The organism is Vibrio sp. Hal054, from assembly GCF_037162405.1.
GTDB lineage: Bacteria > Pseudomonadota > Gammaproteobacteria > Enterobacterales > Vibrionaceae > Vibrio > Vibrio diazotrophicus.
Genome location: NZ_JARLUT010000002.1, coordinates 405,782 through 430,231, shown reverse-complemented (window position 1 = coordinate 430,231; position 24,450 = coordinate 405,782). Strand labels below are relative to the sequence as shown.

Sequence of the window (24,450 nt, the reverse complement as noted above, 5' to 3'; positions counted from 1 at the left end):
TGTTTAGTTGTTGAGATTGGTAGGAATATGTCAATGCCCACTCAATAAGTGGGCACCATGTGGGGCTGTTATTTATCCAGTCTATGCGCAATAAGCGATAGCGATAGCGGATGCCAGTCTTGCATTGTTAAGTACAAGTTGAATATTGCTGCTTAGGCTGTCTCCACCAGTAAGTTCACAAACTCGAGCGAGTAGGAAAGGTGTTGAAGCTTTACCGTGAATGCCTTGTTCATCAGCTTCGCGCAGAGCTTGTTCAATAGCACTATCAATCACATCTTTTGGCATAGCAAATTCAGTAGGAATTGGATTGGTAATGACTGCACCGCCTTTTAAACCCAGCTTTTGCTTGGCTTTTAATACAGAAGCAATATCGCTCGCTGAATCTAGTCGGTAGTCAACTTTGAAGTCACTGGATTGGGTATAAAACGCAGGCAAACTTTCAGTTTGATATCCAATCACAGGTACACCATGAGTTTCTAAGTACTCTAGAGTCAGACCAAGATCGAGTATCGATTTCGCGCCTGCGCAAACCACGGCTACATTGGTTTGAGCAAGTTCTTGAAGATCTGCTGAAACATCAAAGGTGGTTTCTGCACCGCGATGCACGCCACCGATACCGCCAGTAGCAAATACACGAACGCCAGCCATATCCGCTAAGATCATGGTCGCTGCCACCGTTGTTGCACCGTGTTTTCCTGCTGCAACAATAAACGGGATATCTCGACGGCTTACCTTAGCCACGCTTTGACCCGCTTTGCCCAGCAGTTCAATTTCTTCCGGAGTTAAACCCACTTTGAGGCCACCGTTGATGATAGCGATTGTCGCTGGTGTTGCACCTGATTCTCGAACGGTGTTCGAAACCTTTAATGCGGTTTCTACGTTTTGTGGGTACGGCATACCATGAGAAATGATGGTTGATTCTAGGGCAACCACAGGCTGATTATTGTCTAATGCAGCGCGTACTTCAGGGTGGATATCAAGAAAATCATTCAGCATGGTTCATCTCCATTAAACGTTGGACTGCGCGGTCTGACATGCGCGGGTTGATAGTGTCATAAGATTGCGTTGCAAGTTCAGCGCAACTAAAAGCAAATTCGATACTCTTGTTCCAAGACCACATCTCTAAAGTTGCGTGTGCTAGCCCAGCCATTAATGCATCGCCAGCACCTGTAACGTTAGTTACGCTAGTGGTTCTTGGTTTGAGTCTAAGGCTCTCTTTTTGGTTGCTAGCAAAGATGCCTTTTGAGCCGAGGCTGAGAACCACTTCTTTTACACCAAGATGATGTAGCGCATCGCAAATTCGAGGGTAGTCATCTTCTGAACTCGCTTTGATACCGGAAAGAAGCTCGGCCTCAATAAGGTTGGGTTTTAATAAATCGATTTGAGCTAAATAGGGTTTGAGTTTTAACGCTTTGTTTGCAGAAACAGGATCGACATAGATACGTGTGTTGTCGATACAGTTAAACAGGTAGGAGAGTGCGTCTTCACTCAGGTTTGCATCTATTACAACTAAATCACTGTGTGAGATAAGAGACTTATGCTTGGTCAGTTGTTCAGCATTGAGTTGCTCCAATACTTTCATGTCATTCAGTGCGATTTGCATTTCACCTTCATTGTCATGAATAGAGAGATAGGTCGCCGTTCTACCTTGTTGGCAGCGTAGAAGGTGGCTAACACCAACCCCTGCATCTATGCAGGCAGAGACTAACTGCTCTCCCCACTGGTCGTTGCCGATGCTGCTGATCAGTTCGACTTTGCTACCAAGTCGAGCTAAGTTGTCCGCAATGTTACGAGCAACGCCTCCAGGGCTGTAATGAAGTGTGCCCGGATTCGAATCACCATTGAGCAAAGGTACAGAAGCCTTGCCACAAAGATCCATATTGGCACCGCCAATAACAATCGCAGTTTTTTGCGAGGCAAGAATATAACCTTTGCCTTTAATTAGTCCTTTATTGGTTAAGTTCATGATGTGACCGGCAATCGCACTGCGACTGATCATCAGTTGATCCGCCAGTTCCTGTTGTTGAATCATTGGGTTCTCGCGCAATATGGCGAGTATCTGCTGCTCTCTAGGTGTCACAAACATATGTCCGTTTATCAAACATATGTCCATATTATCGACTTGTTGCTATTTGTGTTGTGGAATACGGACATGTTTCATAAATAGAACAATAATTCATCTATTGCAGTTTAATATGTGACCGATGTTGCTTTAGGGTGGTGTGTGAGGAAAACGTTAGCTTGATAATGAGTTAGGTAGTTGAGCCGTTGAGTCAATATACACAAGCAAAGTGCTTGTAATCAGAAAGGTAAACAAAGTTGTGTTTGGAGATGAGTGCCGTGATAATTGGCGCAATGTGTTTTACAGGTGTTGGTTGTGGTTTTGAAAACCTTGAGTGCTGAGCGCGAAAAAATAACGGTCTTTTTTCCTTCTTTAGTTCGACGTATCGGCGGCGAAAAAGCGAATGAGTTAAAAGCAATTGCATCTGAGCACAAATGTGAGCTTAAAAGAATTCGACGTTCAAGGAACTGGCAGATATCAGGTTTTTTCGAGCAACTATCTGACTACAACCAACAGCTTAAAGTCGCTGGCATAGTTACAGATACGCCATTCATCGTTGAAAAAATCAGTGAGGCTTTGAAACCTTATGAGCAAGCTTCTCTTCCTGAACGGTTAGCCGCTCTGATTTCGAAAAATGAAAATATTACTCTGGCAGAATTGATGGACAAAACGGGCTGTACTATTGCACAAGCCCGTTTAGCACGAGACGAAAATGAGCTTTAAGACTGTATGGCTCTCTTCTTGTCCTTAACTTGCTCGTGATCGTTAGTCGAGTTCTTTTAATAATTCTTTTAGCACCACTAGGACGCCACTGTCGTCGTTGCTCGGTGCGCTGAAGCGAGCAAAAGATTTAACCTCTTCATGGGCGTTTTCTACCGCATAAGAGTGGTAGCTGGCTTGTAGCATCTCCACATCATTAAAGTAGTCACCGAAGCTCATGGTTTCTTGGGAAGTAAAGCCAAGTTGATTTTGCAGATAAGCAATGGCGTCGCCCTTGGAGGCTGCAGGGTTCATTACATCTAGCCAGATTTTTGCACTGACCACGACTTTTTGAGTATCACCGAAAGCAGGGTTAATCACAGGGAAAATATGCTTTTCTGAACCTTCAAAGTGACAAATTGCAACTTTCAAGAAATCGTCTTCGATAGTCGTTAAGTCTTCAACGATTTCACAGCGGTGGTAGTATTTCTGTACTTCCTCTCGAGCACGTTGATCTTCCGTCTCTATGTAGGCCGAACGTTTACCACAAAGAACAATGTGTGCGCCGTCAATCGAACGAGCTGCTGCAATCAACTCATTAATCACCGCTGAGTCTAAAGGCAGACTGTACAGCTCTTGGCCTTTATGCATCACCAAGGTGCCGTTTTCAGCAATAAACATGATCTGGTCTTTCACATCTGAAAAGGTATCCAGCAAGCTGTAGTACTGACGGCCTGAAGCCGCGGCAAATATGATGTCTTTCGCGACGAGTTTTGGGTGAAGCGTAAAAAATTCAGGGTCAAGCTGTCCGCGGCCGTTGAGAAGTGTTCCGTCCATATCGGTTGCAATAAATTTGATGTTACGTTGTGACATATATTGAATTCTCTCGTTTGAATGCGTTTGGCTACGGAAATTAAGACGTTAATCCTGTTAAGACTGCGTACGATACAACGTATCGAAACAAATGATAAGTGCCGAATAAACCAGTTACTTAGAATTCTGCCTGAACTCATTGAGTGCATTGTTACCACAACTACCACTCAATGTGCCAATGCAGGATAAGTAAAGAAAACAAGATGAGCAAAGTTAAATGCAAAGTGGGCAAGTACTGAGCACCAAAGTCGTCCGGTGAAATGGAATATTAGTCCATATCCTAAACCTGCAAATGTCGCGAACAGCGCAAGTAACATCCCACCACCAATATGAGCCAACCCAAACAACACGCTGGCAGTAATCAAACCGATCCACCAAGCGTAGCGACGAGAAAGAGACTGTTGAATCAACCCGCGAAATAACGCTTCTTCCGCGACACAGGTAATCATCAAGTTATTGAGTGCAAAAAGCCACCACCAGTCAGGAATGCTAAGTTCTACTTTTAAGGCTCCGGTTAAAGAGGCTAAAGGAAGCAAACTTACGAGCAAAACTATCGCCAGCAAGATACCTCTGAAATGAAGTTTCTGTTTATTCCCCACAAGCTGCGGATAAGCTAACAGCAGGGCAAAAAACGCTATCGGTTTGTCCAAATTTAAGTACATCGTAAATGGCAGACTTTGCGGACCCGCATAGACATGATCCAAAACCAGCAAATTGTTAAAACCGGGTAGGCGATGCAAGAATAGAAGGCCACAAGTCAGGATAACAACTGTCCAGCAAAGGTAGACAAGCAGCTTACTGTACTTTTGATTTACTAAAGTAGGAATGTAATGGGCAACCAAAAGTAAAACGATGGAAATACCTATTGCTAAGGGTTCTATACGCCCCAAGATAAGCCCGCATACCAATGCTACCGCCAATAAAGCAAAGGTAATGAGTTTATGGCGAGTGAACCCGCTGAAGATTGCGGCAATCAAAGGTAACCATATCCAGATGGCAGGCGTTAAGAGCATTAAACATTCCTTATTGATTAGAGAGCGTTGCCGTTGCAAAGCGAGAATAGCACTAAATCACGGTGTGTTGCTGTTCAATAGTAAATATTCAAAAAACAAATGAGTGATGAAATTTACATGCGCTGAACATTGTGTTTGGTGATCTCGTGTAACCTAGCGCGCGAGATTGGACCTCAATATGGCTTAACCAATTACAGTGTTAGGAAAAGTAAGGATCGTGAATGACTTAGCATTGCAATTCTATATAAAGGTACAGATTTGAAAGGTATTGCCCGAAAATTGAAGAGACGAATTGGAAGATTATTGGTCACATTGATCACTGTGGCTTTCTGTATGCCTTTGGTGCTGGTTGTTATCTTGAAGTTTGTGAACCCACCGACTTGGGGCTGGCAGGTCTCGCGTACCTTGTTCCCTCCCAAGGGATACCCAGAACAGACTCAGCATCAATGGGTATCGATAGATTCCACATCTCCCTCATTGCCTTTAGCGATTATTGCTTCGGAAGACCAGAGATTTCCTTATCACTGGGGCGTCGATGTTTCGGCATTACTGTCTGTGATCAGTAGCAGTGGAGACCAAGGACCAAAAAGAGGTGCGAGTACCATTACCCAGCAGACAGCAAAGAATATCTTCCTGTTCCCAAGTCATACTTATCTGCGCAAAGCCTACGAACTTTATATCGCGTTGCTGATCGAGTTAGTCTGGGGCAAAGAACGAATCATGGAAATGTATTTGAACGTTGTTGAGTTTGGTCCCGGTATTTATGGCGTTCAGGCGGCAAGTGAGCATTATTTTGGTGTTTCGGCACATCAGTTAACGCCTTATCAAGCCGCACAATTGGCGGTTGTATTACCAAATCCTTACAGAATTCAGCCGGTACCTATGACTCCTTATGTGCAGCAGCGAGTTCATTGGGTACTAAAGCAGATGAGAAATCTAGACTCACAGGCATTTTAGTAAAAGCAAACGACCTATTTATTCATATTCATAAACGAGTGTAAGCTGTTCTCATATATAACTAATTGTGTTAGTAAAACGTTTTATCTATAACTATTGTTTGCGAGGTAAAACGTTTTACTTGAATTGATTACTTTGTAAATCAGCCTTTTAGAGAGTCATATTGTAAGTGAAACATGGTGTTTCCCCATGGTGGTTACAATTTTAAGGAATGAATATGACGAAATATTTGCGGGCATTGGCAACCCCTCTATCTCAGCTATCGCTCATAGGGCGTGCGCTGATGTTGCCTATCTCATTGCTCCCAGCCGCAGGCTTATTACTTGCGTTTGGTGACAAATTTGGCATGCCATTAATGATGCATGCTGGTGGTGTGGTATTTGACAACTTGCCGTTACTTTTTGCGATTGGTTCTGCGGTAGGTTTGGCTTCAGAATCAGGGATCGCTGCTCTATCAGCAGCCGTTTCAATACTCATTATCAATTCAACAATTAGCGCGTTACTTGGCATTACTCCAGAAATGGCAAGTGCAGGTGGTAAATACGCATTAGTGCTTGGTATTCCTTCGCTACAAATGGGCGTATTTGGAGGCCTGATTTCCGGTATCTTAGCGGCCTACTGCTATAAGCGTTATCACGACATTCGATTGCCTGAATTCTTAGGCTTCTTTTCCGGTAAACGATTTGTAGCCATTTCATGTGCGTTTTACTCTTTTCTATTAGGTTTAGTTTTACCCTACGTTTGGCAATACGTTCAGAATGGCATCGATGCTTTATCCACCGTGGTTAATGGCGACAACCAAATGCTATCAACCTTTATCTTCGGACTGACAGAAAGGGCACTGATTCCATTGGGTTTACACCATGTATGGTATCCATCATTCTGGTTCACTTTTGGTGAGTATGTGACACCGACAGGCGCTGTTATTAATGGCGACCAAACTATTTGGTTTAAGATGCTGACAGATGGAGTGAAATCATTCAGCTCTGATACTTACAACGATGCTGGCAAGTTTATGCAAGGGGAATTCCCTCTGATGCTTTTTGCATTACCTGCCGCATGTTTGGCGATGTATCACGAGGCACACACGAAGAACAAAAAAATAGCAGCGGGTATTTTGTTTTCGGCAGCGTTGACCTGTTTCATCACCGGAATTACTGAGCCGGTTGAGTTTACCTTTATATTCGTTGCGCCAATTTTGTATGTGTTTAATGCTGTAATGGCGGGGCTGTCATACATGATGATGTATGTGCTCGATGCACATATCGCGAAGTCATTCTCGGCAGGGCTGATAGACTATATTTCTTTTGGCATCATGCCTTCACTAAATGGCTTTGAAACGAATTGGGTCAAAGTGATCTTCATTGGTATCCCTATGGCGATGATCTATTACGGAGTATTCAGAGTTGTGATCCGCAAGCTGGATGTAAAAACGCCGGGTAGAACGGATGTTTCTAACAATCTGGATGAAATTACCGATGAAGAACTCACGACACAAATTTTGTTAGCCATTGGCGGAATGGACAATATTGCGAGCTCAACCGCGTGTATTACGCGCCTACGTTTGCAAGTGAAAGATAAGGATAAAGTGAATCGCGATGCGTTGAGCGACTTGGGTGCGAAAGGCGTGGTTTATGTTGGTGATACTGGTATTCAAATCATATTTGGTGCACGAGCTCAGTTCCTTTCTGACCAAATAGAGTCACTGCAACAGCAAATGGCATAGTGACACGGTAACATAAAGCAAAGCGATGGGTTATCCCATCGCTTTTTCTATGCGGAGTTCCGATGAATGAACTTAGCTGGCAGTAGCATGCTTTTATGATCGGAATCGGAAGGGTTACGAATACTGTCTAGCAAACGCAGTGCCGCAGATTCCCCAACCGAATAAGGATCTGTGTAGACACAAGTCAAAGAGGGGTGATTGAGCATAAGCTGTTCAGAATCATCAAAGCTGATTAAGGCTACACGCTCATCAATAAACAGTTCTTTGCCTATCTCTCGACCACTTTTTCGAACACCGTTAACACAGCTTAGAGCGCTGGAAGCATCGTGACAGAGTATTGCTGTAATTTGAGTTTGCTCTGTAAGTAGCATATTCACAGCTTGAACCAAATCTTCGGAGATGAAATCTCCGTCTAAAATCCATTCCTGTTTTGAAGGTAATCCATATTGGCTTAGCGTGTAACGGTAGCTAGCGATGCGTTCATCTCTGCATGGAGAGCCAGTTGTTCCGCCAACATAAGCGATACGTCTATGGCCCTGACGAATCAGGTGCTCTGTCGCCAATTTTGCGCTGTGTGTATTGTCTGGAGTGATGTAATCAATATCGCTATCGAGTTTTGCTGAAGATAGACAAACTAACGGGATTTGAAAGCTTTCTGGTTTTCGAAGTGATAGCAGATGCTGATCATCGATAGGAGACATGATGATCCCTTCGACCCCTTGCTGATATAGGGTGAGAAGCTTTTGATCGTAGACCTCAGCGTTTTGGCCGCAATGTGTCAGATAGAGCATGTAGCCATTTTGCTCGAGAACGTCGCTAATTCCCGCCACCATACGATAAGTCGAAAAGTCATTTTTGTTGTTGACCATCAAACCGATCGTTTTGGTCGATTGAGTACGTAAGTTTGCTGCAGTCTGATTTCGAACAAACCCCAACTCATCAATGGCCTTTTGAACACGAGCGATTGTCTGGGCGGAAATTCGACCTTTTTGACTCAGTACAAGTGATACAGTGGTAACCGAAACATTGGCGTGTTGAGCAACGTCTGTAATGGTTATCTTTTTATTGCTTTGCGACATAAAAGGTCCAAATCCATGTGGTTGAACGGAGTGTAACAAAAAGGTTCTTATGGGTCACAGTTGGCTATCTAAGTTATAAAACAGATCGGCAATCTGTTTGATTTTGTCGTCGATATCGTCTGCTGAAATATTACCAAACCCGAGTACTGCACCTTGCCAGTTGCGCAGCTTGAAATCAGGATGCTCGTAGTAACTTAATGGCCTTATGATAATTCCTTTTTCGAACGTCTTTTGTGACAATGTCACCTCGTTAATATCTTTTAGCCACTTAAGCGTAACGTGAAGGCCCGCAGCTTGGCTGATAACCTCAGCATCATCACCAAAATGCTGGTTTATGGAGAGAATCATCTGATGATATTTTTCTTTATAAAGTCTACGCATCTTTCTGATATGGCGCAGGAAATCGCCTGAACTTATGAAATCAGCAAGGGCAGCTTGGATGTGTGCCGGGGAGTCTCCGGTCAATGCATCTTTTATTTCTAAGCATTTCTCAACCAAAGCAGGAGGAACGATGAGATAGCCCATTCTCAAACTGTTGAACATAGTTTTGCTCATCGAACCGATATAGATAACTCGCGAATCGTGGCCGATTTCAGACGATAGACCTTGCAGACTGGTATAAGGACGATGTGCAAACTGAAACTCACTGTCATAGTCGTCTTCAATAATCCAGTGATTACCATGAGTTGCCCATTCAATCAGCTTTAAACGTTGCTCCGTATTTAACGTTGTGCCCATCGGGTATTGGTTACTTGGCGTAATATATAAAGCGCGGGCTTTACTGTTGAGGATGCTCTCCAAGTCAAAACCTATATACTCTTCAACATGAACAGGCTCAAACCGGTAGTTTAAAAGCTGAATGATTTTACGCATTTTGGAATAGCCCGGTTGTTCCATCAATACTGAATCATGGCTCTTCATTACTGCCATCAGCGCTATCATTAACGCTTGTTGTGCGCCCGACGTAATAATGATTTGGCTTGCATCGCAATGTACAGAGCGGCTGGTAGCAAGGTAATCTCTTAAGGCCATTCTAAGAGCACTATCGCCTTGGATACCATTATTGCCAAGTAAGTTTTGGCGGGTGGAGTGTAGCTGAACATACTTGTGCCACTTGGCAATAGGGAACTGATGCAGATCGGGAACACCCGGAGCAAAAGCGCTGTTAATAGAAGGTATGCTTTTGTTGGTCTCGGTTGATTTGACGATGTCTGCACATGGCAAGTAGTGATCAGGCAGTTCAACCGTAACGTAGAAGCCAGAACCGGAGCGTGCTTCAATGTATCCTTCTGCTGCGAGCTGTTCATAGGCCGCAATAACAGTATTTCTGCTGAGTTGAAGTTCTTCGGCAAGCTTACGTGTTGAAGGAAGCCTTCCTCCTTTATGCCAAAGCTGCTTTACTATTTTTTCGCGAATAGCGTGGAACAGGCTTTCCTGTTTCGATGATTTGTCGTTTTGAAGTACTAAATCACCGGAGTCGATGGGTTGCAAAGTGGATCTGTCCTTAATCCAAAACTGGTTCTTATTAAGGTACCAGTGTGTTGCTACATTGCAACCATGAAAACAGATTTAGATAGGGATAGACGATGCTTTCAAATACACCGAGAACGCAGATTAAAAAAGCAGTACACAAAGCTCAGTTTGATTTGGAGAGTCTTCACCAAATTATTGATGAAAGCCTAATCGCACATATTGCGATTAATAATGAACAGGGATCGGTGGTCATTCCGATGTTAGCTTGGCGAGTGGACGATCATGTCTACATCCATGGTGCCAATAACAGCCGCTTGCTACGTTCACTGAAAAACGGGGTGCAAACCTGTTTAACTTTTACTTTATTTGACGGATGGATACTGGCTAGGTCTGCTTTTCATCACAGCGCTCATTATCGCTCTGCTGTTGTCTTTGGTCACTTTACAGTCGTAGATGACAATAGAGAAAAAGATCGTTTGCTGAATCATTTTGTAGAACACATTGCACCTGGGCGTACGCAAGAAGTGCGTTTGAGCAACGAGAAAGAACTTAGTGCCACCATGTTACTCCGCATTCCGCTAACCGAAGCATCGGTTAAAGTCAGCAAAGGGCTGGTAAATGACGATAAAGAGGATTTGGAGCTGCCTGTATGGGCTGGTTATATGCCTTATCGAACCGTTGTTGGGCCACTAAAAGCGGTTGATGAGTTAAGTGATGTTGTAGAAACACCTGATTACAGCGCCGCTTACGGACATCGTTGGCACAATGCTTAAACAAAGCTAAAATGAAAAAGCTCCCTTTAAGGGAGCTTTCTGAATTCATTTTATGTTAGCCAATCATGCGTTGGCTGCTTTCTTCACACTCATTAATCACAATAGTTTGAGCGCGTTTGAAAAAGTTGAAATCTGTTGCTGTTGCGCTTGTGTATGCGCCCATCATACGGCCGATAACCAAATCGCCATTTTCCAATTTTGGTAGCATGATGTTCTCTGCAATCACATCGATACTGTCACAGGTTGGGCCTGATAAAACGCTAGGTACTAATTCGCCATCTTGCTTTAATGTCACTAGCGGATATTCAGTATGGTCAAACATCAAGCCACTGAATGATCCGTAAATGCCGTCATCTAGGTAGTACCAAATCTGGCCTTCACGTTCTGCTTGTCCCATTACTGACGCAACGCTGGTTACTGCAGGTGCGACAATGAAACGACCAGGTTCCGCAATTACCTGTACTGTTTCTGGCAACTCGTTTAACGCTTCGTTAATCGGCATGCAGAATTGGTCAATAGGCATCACCTGTTGAGTGTAAGTCACTGGGAACCCACCGCCGATATCTAGCGTACTTAGCGCTGGCAGTCCACGTTCAAACACTTGGTCCATTACTTGTTTACAGCTGCGAATTGCATCTACATATTTTTGTGGATTAACCGTTTGAGAACCCACATGGAATGACAAACCTTTGATGTGAATGTTCCACTCTTTTGCGGTTTCAATGATCACTAACGCCTGCTCAGCAGAACAACCAAACTTTTTAGATAAATCAGCGAAAGCTTCAGTGTTGCGGAAGCTCAGGCGAACAAGCAGTTCAACTTGATCTTTGTACGGTTTGAATTTTTCTAATTCATTGAGGTTATCAACCACAAACACATTGCATCCGTAGGCTAGTGCATCGCGAATGTCGCGGTCACGCTTGATTGGGTGTGTGTGGATTGTACGCTCAGCGGGTACACCTTGTTGCTGAACAAGTTCAACTTCACCTGTGGTTGCTAAATCGAAGCATGCACCTTCCTCCAAAAGTGTTTTAACAACATTTGGATGAGGGAGTGGCTTAAGAGCAAAGTGCAGTGCGACATTTGGTAATGCATTGCTTAGCGCACGATATTGAGAGCGAATAATATCGCAATCAAGAATCAGTAAAGGAGCACCAAACTTCTCTACAGAGGTTTCGATTAGGTCGATAGATTCTGCAGACAAAGCTTGAGAAGAAAAAGATTGAAAATCCAATACAGAAGCTGAATTAGCCATAGCAATTCTCCAAAATAACAAGGCACTTTTCATGGTCTTGGATGATGAAAAGTGGAGCGTCAATAAAAGCGCATTTGCGCCGTCAAAGTCACTCTTGGATAGTTGCTCTATCGCCTTGCCACAAAACTGCTGTGATGTACTCGGATTGGCTATCATCAAGAAGCAGGGCGATAATAAGGTCATACTTTTTCTCACGCAATAAAAAATATCCCAATAAAACTAAAAATTTTTTATCGAAAAGATAATGATTGGTTGTGAATAAATATTCAGTTTTTGAATCCTCATCCTTAAGGATCTTTATTTCAATTAATGGCCAACTTTAAGCAAAACAACACCTGATAAAATCAAGAACACACCAAGATAACGAACCAGTGAAGAAGCATCCCCATAGACAAATACACCAACGAGGAAAGTTCCTGCTGCACCTATACCTGTCCAAACCGCGTAGGCAGTGCCCATAGGTATGACCTTTTGCGCCATAAATAACAGTGTTCCACTGATTGCCATAAAGCTGATGGCCATTAGAATCCCCAGCCACTTGTATTGTCCGCTTTGCGCAAGTTTCAGGCCTACGGGCCAACCAATTTCCGTCACTCCAGCCAAAACCAAATACAACCAACTCATAAACAATACACCTTCAATTTAACAAACATGATTTGCGGCTAATGGTATCTGTATCTATGATGGATAAAAGTTAATACCTATCGAATAAATTCATATGTTGAGTCTTGAACAAATTAAAATGATGGTACTAGCAGCGGAACTTGGTTCGTTTTCTGCCTGTGCGCGCAAAATGGGGAAAGTGCAGTCAGCGGTAAGTCACGGCATTAGTACTTTGGAAATAGATTTAGGAGTTGAGCTTTTTGATCGCTCTTCTCGCAATCCCAAATTAACCGTTGCCGGTGAACGGTTGATTCGAAGCGCAAGAAACTTGCTCGCGCAAGCGAATGAGTTTGAGAAAATCGCTCAATCGATAGAGCGAAAAGAAGAAGGTGCATTAACCATAGCTATTGATGATGGGGTAATGAATAAAAAACTGGCTAAGTTGTTTAAACGCTTAGATGATACGTTTCCTTCAACTCAAATTGATGTACTAACAATTGCCTCTACAGATATTTGTCAGGAAATTGCGTCTAACAATGTCGATCTAGGTGTGATGTTTACGGAGTTAGATATGACAAAAGAAGTGGACTTCTGTTATGTCGGCAGCGTGGATTATATTGCGGTTTGTCATCCTCTTTATCCTCTTTCAAAATTAGAAGTGAAGCTTCCATCTGATTTGTCTTCATATCGGCAGATAGCTGTGCGAGGAAAGCTGAAACAAGAGTCTCACAATTTAACCAGTATAAGTCCTAAAGTTTGGTGGAGTTCAAGCCACTACAATGTATTAGAATTGGTGAAACAACAAGTCGGTTGGGCTTACTTACCCTCTTTTTGGTTGAAGAGTTACTGGTATCAGGGGAACTTCGTAAAGTGAGCATCGCTTTTGACCACAAAGCCTGGAATGTGCCAGTAGATTTAGTTTTCAGTAAGGGGACAGAGAAAGGCCCTGTATTCAAATGGTTATTTGATGAGCTTAAGTTGATATTCAATTAATCAATATATGTGATATGTGACGGTTTACTCATACAGTACGCGTGAAAATACGTGCTTGATTTAGGTCAATGTATTTATTCAGAAAAATTGATGAAGATGATTAATACTTTTAGGTGATACTGTGCGCTATAGGCTTCTATAGTAGAGATTATTAGACCTAAAAGGATGGTTGTCATGATCGAAATCTTAAATCAATTAGATAAGCAGTTAGCAAAACCGGATATAGGCAAATTGGTATTACGTGTCAGTTTCGCATTTATGTTTTTATTACACGGTATACACAAAATCTATGGCGGTACGGACTTCATTCAAGGATTACTGGTACAGAACGGTTTACCCGCATTTATTGCCTATGGTGTTTACTTAGGAGAGGTGGTTGCTCCAATTCTGATTATTGCTGGCGTATTTACTCGTTTGTCATCAATCGTCGTTATTGGTACCTGTGTAGTTGTCATTTATCTATTACATATGGGCGACTTCTTTTCGTTAAACAAATACGGAGCTTGGGCTGTTGAAGGGATAGCTGTCTATCTGTTTGCCGCTATTGCTACCTTATTCTTGGGTTCAGGTAAGTACGCTTTAAGACCTGACGCATAACACATAAGAACTAAGCCGGATGCAAGTTAGCATCCGGTTATTTTTAACACTTATAATGCACTATAACTTAATCTTGGTATGCTAACTTCTAAATGGTTAAGCGAACATCTCACATCCTCAAACCACGCAACAGGAGTGTTCAACTTATACACCACAAGCTTATTACCAGAGAATGCGCCAGATCCCAAAAAAGGGCTGAAATAGGTTCTATGATTTAGATACTGAATGCGCAACTCAGGCCGTCGCAGAAAGCTTTGGAGCACGTTTGAACTATGACCTCAACTCAACATTCGCCAGTTCCTTGTCTATTAGATACTTGGGCGACAACTGAAGCTGCTCTGTATCGATGGTTAACTCAGCATTGTTCCTGTCAGGACTTGGCGTATGACCTGTTGCAGGAAACCTTTCTTCGAGCATTACAAAGAGAGCGAGCATTTTGTGATATTGAAAATCAAAAAGCTTGGTTGTTCACGGTTGCGAAAAACTTACTTATTGATGAATGGCGAAAATCGGGGCGGCTAGAACCTATTCCAGAGAATAATGATCTATACACGTTGGACTATAGAGCAGAGCGGGAGCCAATTGACAGTCTTGCTCAATGTCTTCCTAAAGCTCTGGCATATTTGAGTGAGGATGACCGTTCTGTTATCGAGTTTTGTGATTTACAAGGACACAGTCAGCAAGAATTTGCGAAACTCCATCATTTAACGGTAACGGCAGTAAAGTCACGTATTCAAAGAGCACGGCCGAAGCTTCGAGCACAGCTTAAAGTGAACTGCCACATTACCTTCGATGAACAGCATAAAGTCTGCTGTTTCACACCTAAACGTTCATAGTTTTTCCTAACAAACGTTGAATCTCGATCTTTTTCATTTCTTCATGAAAATTTATTGCGTCTTTTTAGCGCTTATCGCGTCTTCATTAATAAGCAACGAGCGGGTTGCCCTTTAATGTTCGATGTAGGGAGAGTGAAAGATGTTCTGGGTTTTTACATCATTAGCTGATTGGTTTACGTATCGACTACTGGGATTAGATGCCGAGACTCGGTTAGGCCAAGCGGTCCATTTTTTTGTTGAAGACACCAGTAAGATCCTCGTTTTATTGGCAGTAATGATTTATTTGATAGCTCTTTTACGCGCCTCTCTCAATGTGGAGAAAGTGAGAGACTATCTCTCTGGTAAAAAACGCGTTGTTGGCTATTTTATGGGGAGTGTTTTTGGCGCTGTTACTCCATTTTGTTCATGTTCAAGTATTCCGGTATTTCTTGGTTTTACGACAGCGGGCATACCACTAGGTATCACCATGGCTTTTCTTATTACTTCTCCCTTGGTGAACGAAATCGCAGTATTACTTCTCATCAGTCTCTTAGGGTGGAAGTTTACTCTTCTGTATGTATTAGCCGGTATGATTATTGGCATGTTCAGTGGTTGGTTACTTGATTTGCTAGGTGCTGAACGTTGGCTTCAACCTTTTGCAGCTAAAGCGATGAAGAATGCACCTAATATTGCTTCTGGAGTCGTTAATCAATGCGAAACCAGCCCGATGACATTCAAACAGCGTAATGAATTTGCGAAAAACGAAACACACGAAATTTTCAGTCGAGTGTGGAAGTGGGTTTTGATAGGTGTTGGTGTTGGTGCTGCGTTACATGGTTACGTACCAGACGGTTGGATTGAAAGCCACTTAGGGAGCAGGCAGTGGTGGTCTGTACCTGCATCAGTACTCATTGGTATACCTCTGTACTCAAATGCGACGGGTGTTATTCCAATTATGGAAAGCCTGCTACGGAACGGGTTGCCCGTAGGCACAACGCTAGCGTTTTGTATGAGTACGGTCGCTGCAAGTATTCCTGAGTTTGTGATGTTGAAACAGGTTATGCAGTGGCGTTTGCTAGGGATACTTTTTGCTTTATTACTTAGTGCATTCACGATTATCGGCTGGATGTTCAATTTAATTACTTGGGAAATTTGAAGAGGTTATATATGAAAGTGTTCAAAGTGCTTGGTTCTGGTTGTGCAAATTGTATCAACACAGCAAAACTGATTGAGAGCGTGGCGGAAGCGGCAGGGGTTGATGTGAAGGTAGAAAAAATCACGGATATGGAAGCCATTATGAACTATGGTGTTATGTCAACGCCGGCAGTTGTCTTGAATGAGCAAGTCATTCACGCAGGAGGGGTTCCCTCTGAAGAGAAAGTTAAGTCTTGGATTTAAAAATGTGAGTAATGGTGTAACTTATTTTGCTACAGTGTCACAAAATAATTTGCACCATTTTTTGAAACATAACTTATTGTAAAATAGGCTTTACTTGATTTTTTCCGCATTTCTTTGCATCCAACAGGAAGTTGTCGGCGCGCTCAAAAGCTGAAACAAAAGTATCGTCTGAGGTAATTTCCACGACTCCGAAGCTGCATGTGATGTTTCTTTCTAAAGATGGGATACTCAAACATTCAATACTATCTCGGATACGTTCCGCGGCTTGAATCGCATGCTGCAAATCGTCACTTGGCAATAACAGCATGAACTCATCACCACCAAAACGCCCAATAAGGTCTGCAGGTCGTATCTCCTTACTTACATGCTGTGAAACCGTTGTTAGCACTTTATCTCCAACTGTGTGACCAAAGGTATCGTTGATTTGTTTGAAACCATCTATATCAAATAACGCCAAAGATAACGGTTGGTTAATGCGACGACAGCGACTAATTTCATTCTTCACATTTTTAATAAAATACTGCCTTGTCTGAGCGCCAGTAAGTACATCTCTTTCTGCAAGAATTCGAAGATTTCGGTTATCAAGTAGTATATGAGGTACCCATAAGCCAAAATAGGTGTTTGCAGCAAGCAGAGATATCGTAAATTGATAAACCATCGCGTGATTTCCCAACTGCAACCATGAGACTAAGATGGCGGTCGTTGTGCTGAGTATTCCCAAACTTAGAAATGCTCGTCCAGCACTCTCGGTAAATACAATCCACATCTGAACTATGCCTAAAAAGAAGACACAAAACACCACGCTGGATGCTGGATATATAGACACTAAAACACTGATAAGAGCCAGTACAACAATAGCGATAGTTTGTTTATACAGATAGTTCAATAATGATGATTGCTCATAAACAGACTTAAAATTTTCAACCAGCCAATGGCTTTCTTTGGGGTAGTATTTTGACAATATCGCAACCGTTATGGGAGCTATAACGACGACCCCAACTAAATCGCCTACCCACCAAGGGCCCCAAAGTGACATGATTTCACTTGGTAAAATGATTCCAGTAATTGCTAGAACGTTGGAACCGCCAATAGCCGCTATTAGCGATGAGGTCGCTGCGATGGTGAGAAACATCAAGATCAAATAGGGTATACGGAATTGTTTTCCAGTTTGGCTGAGCTTTCTTAATATCGTTGCACCTAGCCAATAGGAAAAACAGTGTGCAGTTGCAAAGAGCAGTCCGGTTAATAATAGAGTGGAACTACTCTGATGAGCTTCATAGATGCTATCTTCCCAAAAGGTGGTTGTTATCGAGGCAAATAGAACGATTGGAATTGCTCGCCAGCCGAAAATAAGAAATACAGCGTAAGTGACTCCTGAAGGTGGAAACCATATACTCGCGTGCGGTGCATATTCCATAAGTGCCGCCGCTCGCCACAGTAATATCCAGGCTACTGTAATTAATACTGGTTTAGATAACGTACTAAACCACTTGTTTCCAAACCTCGAATGTCTTTCTGGGCAAGATCCTTCCATCCCTATACGTCCTTTATATTTGCTTTTAGTTTTTTTGGGGAAAGCACTCTATTGTTCTAAAATTTAACGAATTTATTATTTATTTAGTTGTACCATTCCAAGATTAGCTTTAGGTTTCAAATATCGCCACTTTTACTGATACTTAAGGCAGTAAATGAGATTTATACTGCTAAATTATTACTATAGATGCATACTTCCATTAAAGTTTAGTTTGATTTCCAATCACAAAGGATCGGTAATAAGTGTTTGTTAAAAGAACCACACTGTTTGCACTTTGTTCTCTTGCTTTTGCCTGTAATGTTCCTGCAAAAGGGTTTGATGTCATTGAAAATTTTTTAGAGCAGAGTTTTGCCTATACAGTGGTACTTAGTGATAGTGATGTGTTCACCGTTGGGATTAAGGATTTCAATCCAAACGAGCTTTTCAATACCGACAATCCAGAGTTGGGAACTGAAGACTCGGTTGCCAATCGAAAGAAGTATGGAATATCGACGCTACCAATGTCTTTTCGCCTCAATGACGAAGAAGAGCAAAACAAACATGAACTCTTTTTCCGTATGTCAGGTCTAGCAACTGATGAAAATGTTAGATGGGGCAACGAAACCGTCTTTGACGATTTCCGGCAAGTTATCTTAGATGTGTATACCGCTTATCGATATGAGTACAAGTTCGACGAACACTGGACAATAACCCCAGGGATAGGTACGCATTTAATGCGTTATGAAAATACCATGGACTACAACAGCGCCACAGGTAAATCATACGCTCCCATTTTGGATGGGTTGTTGTTTAACACCACAGCTTGGGCCAACATCTACGAACCCCATTTAAAGCTCAGCTATAAGAAAATTGAAGATTGGGGCAAATGGCAAGTCTCCTCTGCTGGACACTATTTCTATGGCTACGGATGGGGTGAAGCAAACCAAGGCGAAATCGGCAATAGTGAAGGATGGTATATCGTTAACAGCGCTACGCTCGTATACGACATAGAGCAAATAGGCCGCTCAATTCAATCGGTCTATAGCACAATCCGAAGGGTCGATGTAGGCAGTGATGTGTCACAACCTCTTGGTACTACTTTCTATTATGAAGCAACGGTCGGGTGGTTGATGACGCCACCATTTGAGATCAGCTTTGTTGACAATATAGGTTTAGGATTAACGTTTAACTACGGAAGTGCTTTTAAAGGAGGAAGCTTGGTATTGTTCTTTAATCAAGATTAAGACGCAATTTTGATTCTGTTTCTACCAGCTTTTTTTGCTTGATAGAGTGCTTCGTCTGCTCGTTTAATGGCTTCTTTTGCTCTTCTTTCCAAAGAACTGTCACACACACCAACACTTATTGTAATGTTTACGGATTGGCTACGATTATCTGAACGTTTCGTTGCACCATATTTATCATCTTTAGGACGACTGTCTGAATCTCGAATCACTAGGTCATATTGTTCTATGTCTTGGCGAATATGCTCCAAATACACTTTCGCTTGTTCGGCTGTTTTCCCTTTGAACAGAATCGTAAACTCCTCGCCACCGTAGCGATAAATCTTTGCTTTTCCTTTAACTAGGCGAATGCGGCTAGCCACAAGTTTCAATACATCATCACCTGTATCATGCCCATAGGAATCATTGAATGACTTGAAATGATCGATATCAACCATAGCGATGGCGAACTTGCGTCCCGGGCTTCTTAAGTCGATTTCGAGTGCGTGTCGTCCGGGTAGCTGCGTCAATTGATCGTTAAAGGCCATCTCGTGGCTGGCTGAAATTAAATAGAGCATCATCAGCGCACCAGACAACGAAAACATTGTGCTGGAAACAAACTGAAGTTGAAAAAATATAAAGGTGGTCGAAGACATCAAAATGGCGGTATAGATGAATACATCCATAATTCGGTTCTTAGTCAAAACAAAGATACCGGTGATACCAACCATTGCGAGCAAGTAGAGTACCAGTATAAATGGAAGCTTTGATATCTCAGGAACAGAAAACAAGAAGGTATCTTTGAGGCTGCCGTACCCACCAGAGACATAGTAATCAACTGTTACATACGCCCAAAGCCCGAAGCATGCCAATAGTATTAAGTAGACAAAAAATGCGCGGCTAAGCAAATCGCCATTCTTAAATGCATAACTCAATAAACAGGCGACAGGTAATACAAAACTGAGTATTGAGAGTTCAAGCAGGGTAGAGCCTGTATAGAGCGGTGACTGCAATCGGTACTGAATTACCCAATAGCTAATCAGCATGGTACAAGCAACCATTGCCATTCGGCTTTGTTTGAAAATAAATGCAATGGCAATAGAACTGAGAAATAAAGCGTAAGGCAAGCCACCCGCTAAACCACTATTGGCGCGGGTAAGAACAATAACGTTGTTCATTCCATACCAAATAGCTGCCAAGAGCATCAACGGGAATGTAAAACGAAACCAAGGCGACGTAACTAAACTCGACGACATGCTTATAAACTAGCCAACAGAATAACTACTAATTGTGTTTATGATTAATAAACTAAGAATAACTTTATTTAATGAATTTCCAAGCTTTTTGCTAAACTTTAGTTATAAAAGCGCGCGCTTGAGCAAAGATTGTTCAAGTAGGCTCTATCTTCGTTTGATTAAAGATCATTGATGCAATAACTTTGTTTGAACGTATCACATCGACACATCGGTATAGGAGAACTCGTATGCAACTGAATGTTGAAGTGCACAATTATATGGAAACACTCGTTGGACAAGTGATAGCACAAGACAAGTATGCTACGACATATAATCACGACCAATTAGCAGATCTCGCGTGCTTGGCTCTTAGCCAACTTCGTCCAATCTATATTCGATTTGATATTGATTTTCTCTCTGCCTTACCCGAAGAGCGCCTCGTTATTTTAAAAGAGCACGCACAGACAGCGGTTGAAGCAGCGGAAAGTATGATCATTGATGACAGACGTAAGGATCGTGATACTGATATACCTATTGTTATGTCTCAAACGCAATTTGATGAAGATGCCGAGTTAGAATGGTATGAAAAACCAATTCTGGGCCATAAGCAGCACAACTTACCTTAAGGAGTTATCGTGGGATTTTTTTCTCGTTTTTTCGGTAGTAAATCAGAAGTAAAAGAAGCGTCGGTTGAACCCGTAGAGTACAAAGAGTTTTTGATTTACCAAGAGGTCATTCCTGAAGGTGGCCAGTATAGAATTGCAGGCAGAATAACTAAAGAAGAAGACGGCGAACTTAAAACTCACCGTTTCATTCGATCCGATGTACTGTCGAACAAAGCTGACGCAGAAGAACTCATGTTAAAGAAAGCGCAGATGTTCATAGATCAAATGTCTGGTCGGATCTTTTAGTTACCCATCAAGTCGTTGACAGAAATCATAAATTTAAGAGCTACAAGTGTATAGTCTTGTAGCTCTTTATTTATTTTGGCACTACGAAATTTCAATACTTGCCTATACTGGTTTGAGCGATTACTTCAAATAAACGCTTTGTAATTTCAGCAAAATTGATAAACAGTCGCAACTTAACGTTATAACCAACAAAACTAAAATATTGTTATAAATATCTTGAGTTTGAATTAGGCGTTAGATAAAAAAGATTATTCACAGTGCCAATAGTCAAGGAATCGCTATGCAGATTGGTGTACCAAAAGAAATACTCGCGGGCGAAACGCGGGTCGCTGCTACTCCTTCATCGGTTCAGCAGCTTGTTAAACTGGGATTTGAGGTTTCAATCGAATCTCATGCCGGTGATTTAGCCAGTTTCGATAACGCATCTTACGAACAGGCTGGAGCCAAAATCGTTTCAAAGGATGAAGTGTGGAAGTCGGAATTAATTCTGAAAGTTAATGCTCCGCTATCTAATGATGAATCGGATGAAATTGCTCTTATTAAAGAAGGCGCAACATTAGTTAGCTTTATCTGGCCAGCACAGAATCCAGAGTTAATGGAAAAACTATCCACAAAAAGCATTAACGTGCTGGCTATGGACTCTGTACCTCGTATCTCTCGTGCTCAGTCTTTAGATGCATTGTCTTCAATGGCTAACATCGCGGGTTATCGCGCTGTCGTTGAAGCGGCGCATGAGTTTGGTCGCTTCTTCACTGGGCAAATTACAGCTGCAGGTAAAGTACCACCAGCTAAAGTATTTGTTGCTGGTGCAGGTGTTGCAGGCTTAGCTGCTATCGGTGCCGCTGGTAGCCTAGGTGCAATTGTTCGAGCATTTGACGTACGCCCTGAAGTAAAAGAGCAAGTTCAGTCAATGGGTGCAGAATTCTTGGAAGTTGATTACCAAGAAAACTCGGGCTCAGGTGACGGCTATGCTAAAGAAATGTCTGACGAGTTTAATAAAAAAGCAGCAGAACTTTATGCAGAGCAAGCTAAAGATGTAGATATCATTATCACAACTGCTCTTATTCCAGGACGTCCTGCACCAAAATTAGTCACCAAAGAGATGGTTGACTCAATGAAAGCGGGTAGCGTTATTGTCGATTTAGCAGCAGCGAATGGCGGTAACTGTGAGTACACAGTGAAAGACCAAGTGATTACCACTCCGAACGGCGTAAAAATTATCGGTTATACCGATATGGTAGGCAGATTACCAACTCAGTCTTCGCAACTTTACGCAACCAACCTAGTGAATCTACTAAAACTGCTATGTAAAGAGAAAGACGGCAATATCAACATCGATTTCGAAGATGTGGTACTGCGTGGCGTTACGGTGGTTAAAGAAGGTGAAATTACTTGGCCAGCTCCACCAATTCAGGTTTCAGCACAGCCACAAGCTAAACCACAGAAAGTTGATCCTAAAGCAGCGAAAGTAGAAGAACCTACCTCTCCAGCTAAGAAAATTATTGGCTTGGCTGTTGGTGTCGGTGCGTTCGCATGGGTTGCAAGTGTTGCACCTGCTGCATTCTTAGGTCACTTCACTGTGTTTGTACTTGCATGTGTGGTGGGTTACTACGTTGTATGGAACGTGACTCACTCTCTGCATACTCCCCTAATGTCAGTAACCAACGCAATTTCAGGCATTATCGTTGTGGGCGCATTGCTACAAATCGGGCAAGGTAATGGCTTTGTAAGCTTCTTGGCATTTATCGCCGTTCTTATCGCAAGCATTAACATTTTTGGTGGCTTTACCGTTACCAAACGTATGCTTGAAATGTTCCGTAAAGACTAAAGGAGTAAGCAATGTCTGCAGGATTGGTACAAGCAGCTTATATTGTTGCTGCTTTATTCTTTATTATGAGTTTGGCCGGATTGTCGAAACAACAATCCGCTAGAGCAGGTAATTACTACGGCATTACGGGCATGGCAATCGCACTGATTGCGACTATTTTTAGCCCTAATGCTGAAGGATTTACTTGGGTCATCATCGCAATGGTGATTGGTGGCGGTATTGGTATCCATTTCGCTAAGAAAGTTGAAATGACAGAAATGCCAGAGCTAGTGGCAATTCTTCATAGCTTCGTAGGTATGGCGGCCGTGTTGGTTGGCTACAACAGCTTTTTAGATGCTCCAGAAGTTGCGACTCATGCTGAACACGTTATCCATATGGTTGAAGTGTTCATCGGTGTGTTCATCGGTGCGGTAACATTTACGGGTTCTATCGTCGCGTTTGGTAAGCTTCGTGGGATCATTAAATCTTCTCCATTAAACTTGCCACACAAACACAAGCTAAACTTAGCGGCAATTGTTATCTCAACACTGCTAATGATTCATTTCATTAATGTTGACGGCAGCATGTTTGCAATGATCGTGATGACACTGATCGCTTTCGCTTTTGGTTATCACTTAGTTGCATCTATCGGTGGTGCCGATATGCCAGTAGTCGTTTCAATGCTGAACTCTTATTCTGGCTGGGCAGCAGCAGCGGCTGGTTTCATGTTAGCAAACGATCTATTGATTGTTACAGGCGCATTAGTAGGTTCTTCGGGTGCAATCCTTTCATACATTATGTGTAAAGCGATGAACCGCTCTTTCATCAGTGTTATTGCCGGTGGCTTTGGTCAAGAAGTAGTAATCAGCGAAGATGAAGAGCAGGGAGAGTACCGCGAAACAAATGCGGAAGATGTAGCAGATATGCTTAAAAACTCTAAGTCTGTCATCATCACTCCTGGATACGGTATGGCGGTAGCGCAAGCTCAATACCCTGTTTATGAGATTACTGAGAAACTAAGAGCATTAGGTGTAACTGTACGTTTTGGTATTCACCCTGTCGCAGGTCGTCTTCCGGGTCACATGAACGTGCTATTGGCCGAAGCTAAAGTACCGTACGATATTGTGCTTGAAATGGATGAGATCAATGATGACTTCTCAGACACAGATACTGTGTTAGTTATCGGTGCAAACGATACTGTTAACCCAGCCGCTCTTGAAGATCCGAACAGCCCAATTGCAGGTATGCCTGTACTTGAGGTTTGGAATGCGCAAAACGTTATCGTGTTTAAACGTTCTATGAATACGGGCTATGCAGGTGTTCAGAACCCATTGTTCTTTAAAGAGAATACGCAAATGTTATTCGGCGATGCTAAACAGAGCTGTAATGATATTTTGAGCCACATCTAATGGGCTGACCTTTATTGAAACGACAAAGAGCAACTTATG

At 42.4% G+C, this 24,450-nt stretch carries 24 protein-coding genes; 14 read left to right on the top strand and 10 right to left on the bottom strand.

Annotated elements, in window-relative coordinates; translation table 11 throughout:
* Positions 1 to 81 precede the first annotated feature (81 nt).
* Positions 82 to 996 (bottom strand): pseudouridine-5'-phosphate glycosidase, encoded by a 915-nt coding sequence (locus P4S58_RS18000; protein WP_337165022.1) that lies wholly within the window; start codon positions 994 to 996, stop codon positions 82 to 84.
* Positions 986 to 2,101 carry a PfkB family carbohydrate kinase gene (locus P4S58_RS17995; RefSeq protein ID WP_337165020.1) on the bottom strand — a complete coding sequence of 372 codons (1,116 nt, stop codon included), beginning with the start codon at positions 2,099 to 2,101 and terminating at the stop codon, positions 986 to 988. The genes P4S58_RS18000 and P4S58_RS17995 overlap by 11 nt, the downstream gene beginning before the upstream one ends.
* Positions 2,102 to 2,377: 276 nt before the next feature.
* Between P4S58_RS17995 and P4S58_RS17990 the strand changes: the two genes are divergently transcribed.
* The gene (locus P4S58_RS17990) at positions 2,378 to 2,785 is read left to right on the top strand and encodes a ribosome recycling factor family protein (RefSeq protein ID WP_337165019.1); all 408 of its coding nucleotides are present in this window, start codon (positions 2,378 to 2,380) and stop codon (positions 2,783 to 2,785) included.
* 42 nt (positions 2,786 to 2,827) lie between these two features.
* Here the strand turns inward: P4S58_RS17990 and P4S58_RS17985 are convergent, their stop codons facing one another.
* The gene (locus P4S58_RS17985; protein ID WP_337165018.1) at positions 2,828 to 3,634 is read right to left on the bottom strand and encodes a Cof-type HAD-IIB family hydrolase; all 807 of its coding nucleotides are present in this window, start codon (positions 3,632 to 3,634) and stop codon (positions 2,828 to 2,830) included.
* 167 nt (positions 3,635 to 3,801) lie between these two features.
* A complete protein-coding gene (locus P4S58_RS17980; protein ID WP_337165015.1) occupies positions 3,802 to 4,647 on the bottom strand; it encodes a CPBP family intramembrane glutamic endopeptidase in 846 nt (281 codons plus the stop codon).
* Between the two features lie 258 nt (positions 4,648 to 4,905).
* Between P4S58_RS17980 and mtgA the strand changes: the two genes are divergently transcribed.
* Both mtgA and P4S58_RS17970 read left to right on the top strand, forming a co-directional pair.
* Positions 4,906 to 5,604: a monofunctional biosynthetic peptidoglycan transglycosylase gene (gene mtgA, locus P4S58_RS17975; RefSeq protein WP_443089023.1), complete on the top strand. Its 699-nt coding sequence runs from the start codon at positions 4,906 to 4,908 to the stop codon at positions 5,602 to 5,604.
* A gap of 217 nt (positions 5,605 to 5,821) precedes the next feature.
* Entirely contained in the window at positions 5,822 to 7,330 is a 1,509-nt protein-coding gene (locus P4S58_RS17970; RefSeq protein ID WP_337165014.1) for a PTS transporter subunit EIIC, read from the top strand.
* A gap of 47 nt (positions 7,331 to 7,377) precedes the next feature.
* Here the strand turns inward: P4S58_RS17970 and malI are convergent, their stop codons facing one another.
* Together malI and pdxR are read right to left on the bottom strand one after the other, a co-directional pair.
* Positions 7,378 to 8,409, bottom strand: coding sequence for a Mal regulon transcriptional regulator MalI (gene malI, locus P4S58_RS17965; RefSeq protein ID WP_337165013.1), 1,032 nt, complete (start codon positions 8,407 to 8,409; stop codon positions 7,378 to 7,380).
* 54 nt (positions 8,410 to 8,463) lie between these two features.
* The gene (pdxR, locus tag P4S58_RS17960; RefSeq protein WP_337165012.1) at positions 8,464 to 9,900 is read right to left on the bottom strand and encodes a MocR-like pyridoxine biosynthesis transcription factor PdxR; all 1,437 of its coding nucleotides are present in this window, start codon (positions 9,898 to 9,900) and stop codon (positions 8,464 to 8,466) included.
* Between the two features lie 95 nt (positions 9,901 to 9,995).
* Between pdxR and P4S58_RS17955 the strand changes: the two genes are divergently transcribed.
* Positions 9,996 to 10,655 (top strand): pyridoxamine 5'-phosphate oxidase family protein, encoded by a 660-nt coding sequence (locus tag P4S58_RS17955; RefSeq protein WP_337165011.1) that lies wholly within the window; start codon positions 9,996 to 9,998, stop codon positions 10,653 to 10,655.
* A 55-nt stretch (positions 10,656 to 10,710) separates the two neighbouring features.
* On the opposite strand, the gene P4S58_RS17950 is transcribed toward P4S58_RS17955, so the two are convergent.
* Positions 10,711 to 11,910, bottom strand: coding sequence for a type III PLP-dependent enzyme (locus tag P4S58_RS17950; RefSeq protein WP_337165009.1), 1,200 nt, complete (start codon positions 11,908 to 11,910; stop codon positions 10,711 to 10,713).
* Between the two features lie 306 nt (positions 11,911 to 12,216).
* Positions 12,217 to 12,534 (bottom strand): DMT family transporter, encoded by a 318-nt coding sequence (locus tag P4S58_RS17945; protein ID WP_112404258.1) that lies wholly within the window; start codon positions 12,532 to 12,534, stop codon positions 12,217 to 12,219.
* A gap of 118 nt (positions 12,535 to 12,652) precedes the next feature.
* Here P4S58_RS17945 and P4S58_RS17940 point away from each other — a divergent pair, with 118 nt between their 5' ends.
* The 5 genes from P4S58_RS17940 (at position 12,653) to P4S58_RS17920 (ending at position 16,316) form a co-directional block, all read left to right on the top strand.
* Positions 12,653 to 13,387 (top strand): LysR family transcriptional regulator, encoded by a 735-nt coding sequence (locus P4S58_RS17940; protein ID WP_337165007.1) that lies wholly within the window; start codon positions 12,653 to 12,655, stop codon positions 13,385 to 13,387.
* A 293-nt stretch (positions 13,388 to 13,680) separates the two neighbouring features.
* The gene (locus P4S58_RS17935; RefSeq protein ID WP_042486991.1) at positions 13,681 to 14,103 is read left to right on the top strand and encodes a DoxX family protein; all 423 of its coding nucleotides are present in this window, start codon (positions 13,681 to 13,683) and stop codon (positions 14,101 to 14,103) included.
* Between the two features lie 272 nt (positions 14,104 to 14,375).
* Positions 14,376 to 14,939, top strand: a complete 564-nt coding sequence (locus P4S58_RS17930) for a sigma-70 family RNA polymerase sigma factor (RefSeq protein WP_337165006.1) — start codon at positions 14,376 to 14,378, stop codon at positions 14,937 to 14,939.
* Between the two features lie 139 nt (positions 14,940 to 15,078).
* Positions 15,079 to 16,074, top strand: coding sequence for a permease (locus P4S58_RS17925; protein WP_337165004.1), 996 nt, complete (start codon positions 15,079 to 15,081; stop codon positions 16,072 to 16,074).
* An 11-nt stretch (positions 16,075 to 16,085) separates the two neighbouring features.
* Positions 16,086 to 16,316: a thioredoxin family protein gene (locus P4S58_RS17920; protein WP_102966797.1), complete on the top strand. Its 231-nt coding sequence runs from the start codon at positions 16,086 to 16,088 to the stop codon at positions 16,314 to 16,316.
* 73 nt (positions 16,317 to 16,389) lie between these two features.
* On the opposite strand, the gene P4S58_RS17915 is transcribed toward P4S58_RS17920, so the two are convergent.
* A complete protein-coding gene (locus P4S58_RS17915; protein WP_102954533.1) occupies positions 16,390 to 17,850 on the bottom strand; it encodes a sensor domain-containing diguanylate cyclase in 1,461 nt (486 codons plus the stop codon).
* Positions 17,851 to 18,113: 263 nt separating this feature from the next.
* On the opposite strand from P4S58_RS17915, the gene P4S58_RS17910 reads away from it, so the two are divergent.
* Positions 18,114 to 19,073, top strand: a complete 960-nt coding sequence (locus tag P4S58_RS17910) for a Solitary outer membrane autotransporter beta-barrel domain (RefSeq protein ID WP_337165825.1) — start codon at positions 18,114 to 18,116, stop codon at positions 19,071 to 19,073.
* Here the strand turns inward: P4S58_RS17910 and P4S58_RS17905 are convergent.
* Positions 19,070 to 20,305: a GGDEF domain-containing protein gene (locus P4S58_RS17905; protein WP_102954534.1), complete on the bottom strand. Its 1,236-nt coding sequence runs from the start codon at positions 20,303 to 20,305 to the stop codon at positions 19,070 to 19,072. The genes P4S58_RS17910 and P4S58_RS17905 overlap by 4 nt on opposite strands.
* A gap of 227 nt (positions 20,306 to 20,532) precedes the next feature.
* On the opposite strand from P4S58_RS17905, the gene P4S58_RS17900 reads away from it, so the two are divergent.
* From P4S58_RS17900 to pntB, 4 genes are all read left to right on the top strand, one after another.
* A complete protein-coding gene (locus P4S58_RS17900; protein ID WP_102954535.1) occupies positions 20,533 to 20,910 on the top strand; it encodes a late competence development ComFB family protein in 378 nt (125 codons plus the stop codon).
* A 9-nt stretch (positions 20,911 to 20,919) separates the two neighbouring features.
* Entirely contained in the window at positions 20,920 to 21,195 is a 276-nt protein-coding gene (locus tag P4S58_RS17895; RefSeq protein WP_042487009.1) for an HlyU family transcriptional regulator, read from the top strand.
* A gap of 280 nt (positions 21,196 to 21,475) precedes the next feature.
* Entirely contained in the window at positions 21,476 to 23,023 is a 1,548-nt protein-coding gene (locus P4S58_RS17890) for a Re/Si-specific NAD(P)(+) transhydrogenase subunit alpha (RefSeq protein ID WP_237292525.1), read from the top strand.
* Between the two features lie 11 nt (positions 23,024 to 23,034).
* Complete coding sequence (gene pntB / locus P4S58_RS17885) at positions 23,035 to 24,411, top strand: Re/Si-specific NAD(P)(+) transhydrogenase subunit beta (protein WP_042487015.1); 1,377 nt, start codon at positions 23,035 to 23,037, stop codon at positions 24,409 to 24,411.
* Positions 24,412 to 24,450 lie beyond the last annotated feature (39 nt).

Excerpts from the sequence above, each read along its gene's own strand:
- P4S58_RS17940 (WP_337165007.1), top strand. The coding sequence starts at position 12,653 with ATGATGGTACTAGCAGCGGAACTTGGTTCGTTTTCTGCCTGTGCGCGC.
- P4S58_RS17955 (WP_337165011.1), top strand. The coding sequence starts at position 9,996 with ATGCTTTCAAATACACCGAGAACGCAGATTAAAAAAGCAGTACACAAA.
- P4S58_RS17905 (WP_102954534.1), bottom strand. The coding sequence starts at position 20,305 with ATGTCGTCGAGTTTAGTTACGTCGCCTTGGTTTCGTTTTACATTCCCG.
- P4S58_RS17935 (WP_042486991.1), top strand. The coding sequence starts at position 13,681 with ATGATCGAAATCTTAAATCAATTAGATAAGCAGTTAGCAAAACCGGAT.
- P4S58_RS17915 (WP_102954533.1), bottom strand. The coding sequence starts at position 17,850 with ATGGAAGGATCTTGCCCAGAAAGACATTCGAGGTTTGGAAACAAGTGG.
- pntB (WP_042487015.1), top strand. The coding sequence starts at position 23,035 with ATGTCTGCAGGATTGGTACAAGCAGCTTATATTGTTGCTGCTTTATTC.
- P4S58_RS17900 (WP_102954535.1), top strand. The coding sequence starts at position 20,533 with ATGCAACTGAATGTTGAAGTGCACAATTATATGGAAACACTCGTTGGA.
- P4S58_RS17980 (WP_337165015.1), bottom strand. The coding sequence starts at position 4,647 with ATGCTCTTAACGCCTGCCATCTGGATATGGTTACCTTTGATTGCCGCA.
- P4S58_RS17925 (WP_337165004.1), top strand. The coding sequence starts at position 15,079 with ATGTTCTGGGTTTTTACATCATTAGCTGATTGGTTTACGTATCGACTA.
- P4S58_RS18000 (WP_337165022.1), bottom strand. The coding sequence starts at position 996 with ATGCTGAATGATTTTCTTGATATCCACCCTGAAGTACGCGCTGCATTA.
- P4S58_RS17890 (WP_237292525.1), top strand. The coding sequence starts at position 21,476 with ATGCAGATTGGTGTACCAAAAGAAATACTCGCGGGCGAAACGCGGGTC.
- P4S58_RS17970 (WP_337165014.1), top strand. The coding sequence starts at position 5,822 with ATGACGAAATATTTGCGGGCATTGGCAACCCCTCTATCTCAGCTATCG.
- P4S58_RS17985 (WP_337165018.1), bottom strand. The coding sequence starts at position 3,634 with ATGTCACAACGTAACATCAAATTTATTGCAACCGATATGGACGGAACA.
- P4S58_RS17930 (WP_337165006.1), top strand. The coding sequence starts at position 14,376 with ATGACCTCAACTCAACATTCGCCAGTTCCTTGTCTATTAGATACTTGG.
- malI (WP_337165013.1), bottom strand. The coding sequence starts at position 8,409 with ATGTCGCAAAGCAATAAAAAGATAACCATTACAGACGTTGCTCAACAC.
- P4S58_RS17950 (WP_337165009.1), bottom strand. The coding sequence starts at position 11,910 with ATGGCTAATTCAGCTTCTGTATTGGATTTTCAATCTTTTTCTTCTCAA.
- P4S58_RS17920 (WP_102966797.1), top strand. The coding sequence starts at position 16,086 with ATGAAAGTGTTCAAAGTGCTTGGTTCTGGTTGTGCAAATTGTATCAAC.
- P4S58_RS17945 (WP_112404258.1), bottom strand. The coding sequence starts at position 12,534 with ATGAGTTGGTTGTATTTGGTTTTGGCTGGAGTGACGGAAATTGGTTGG.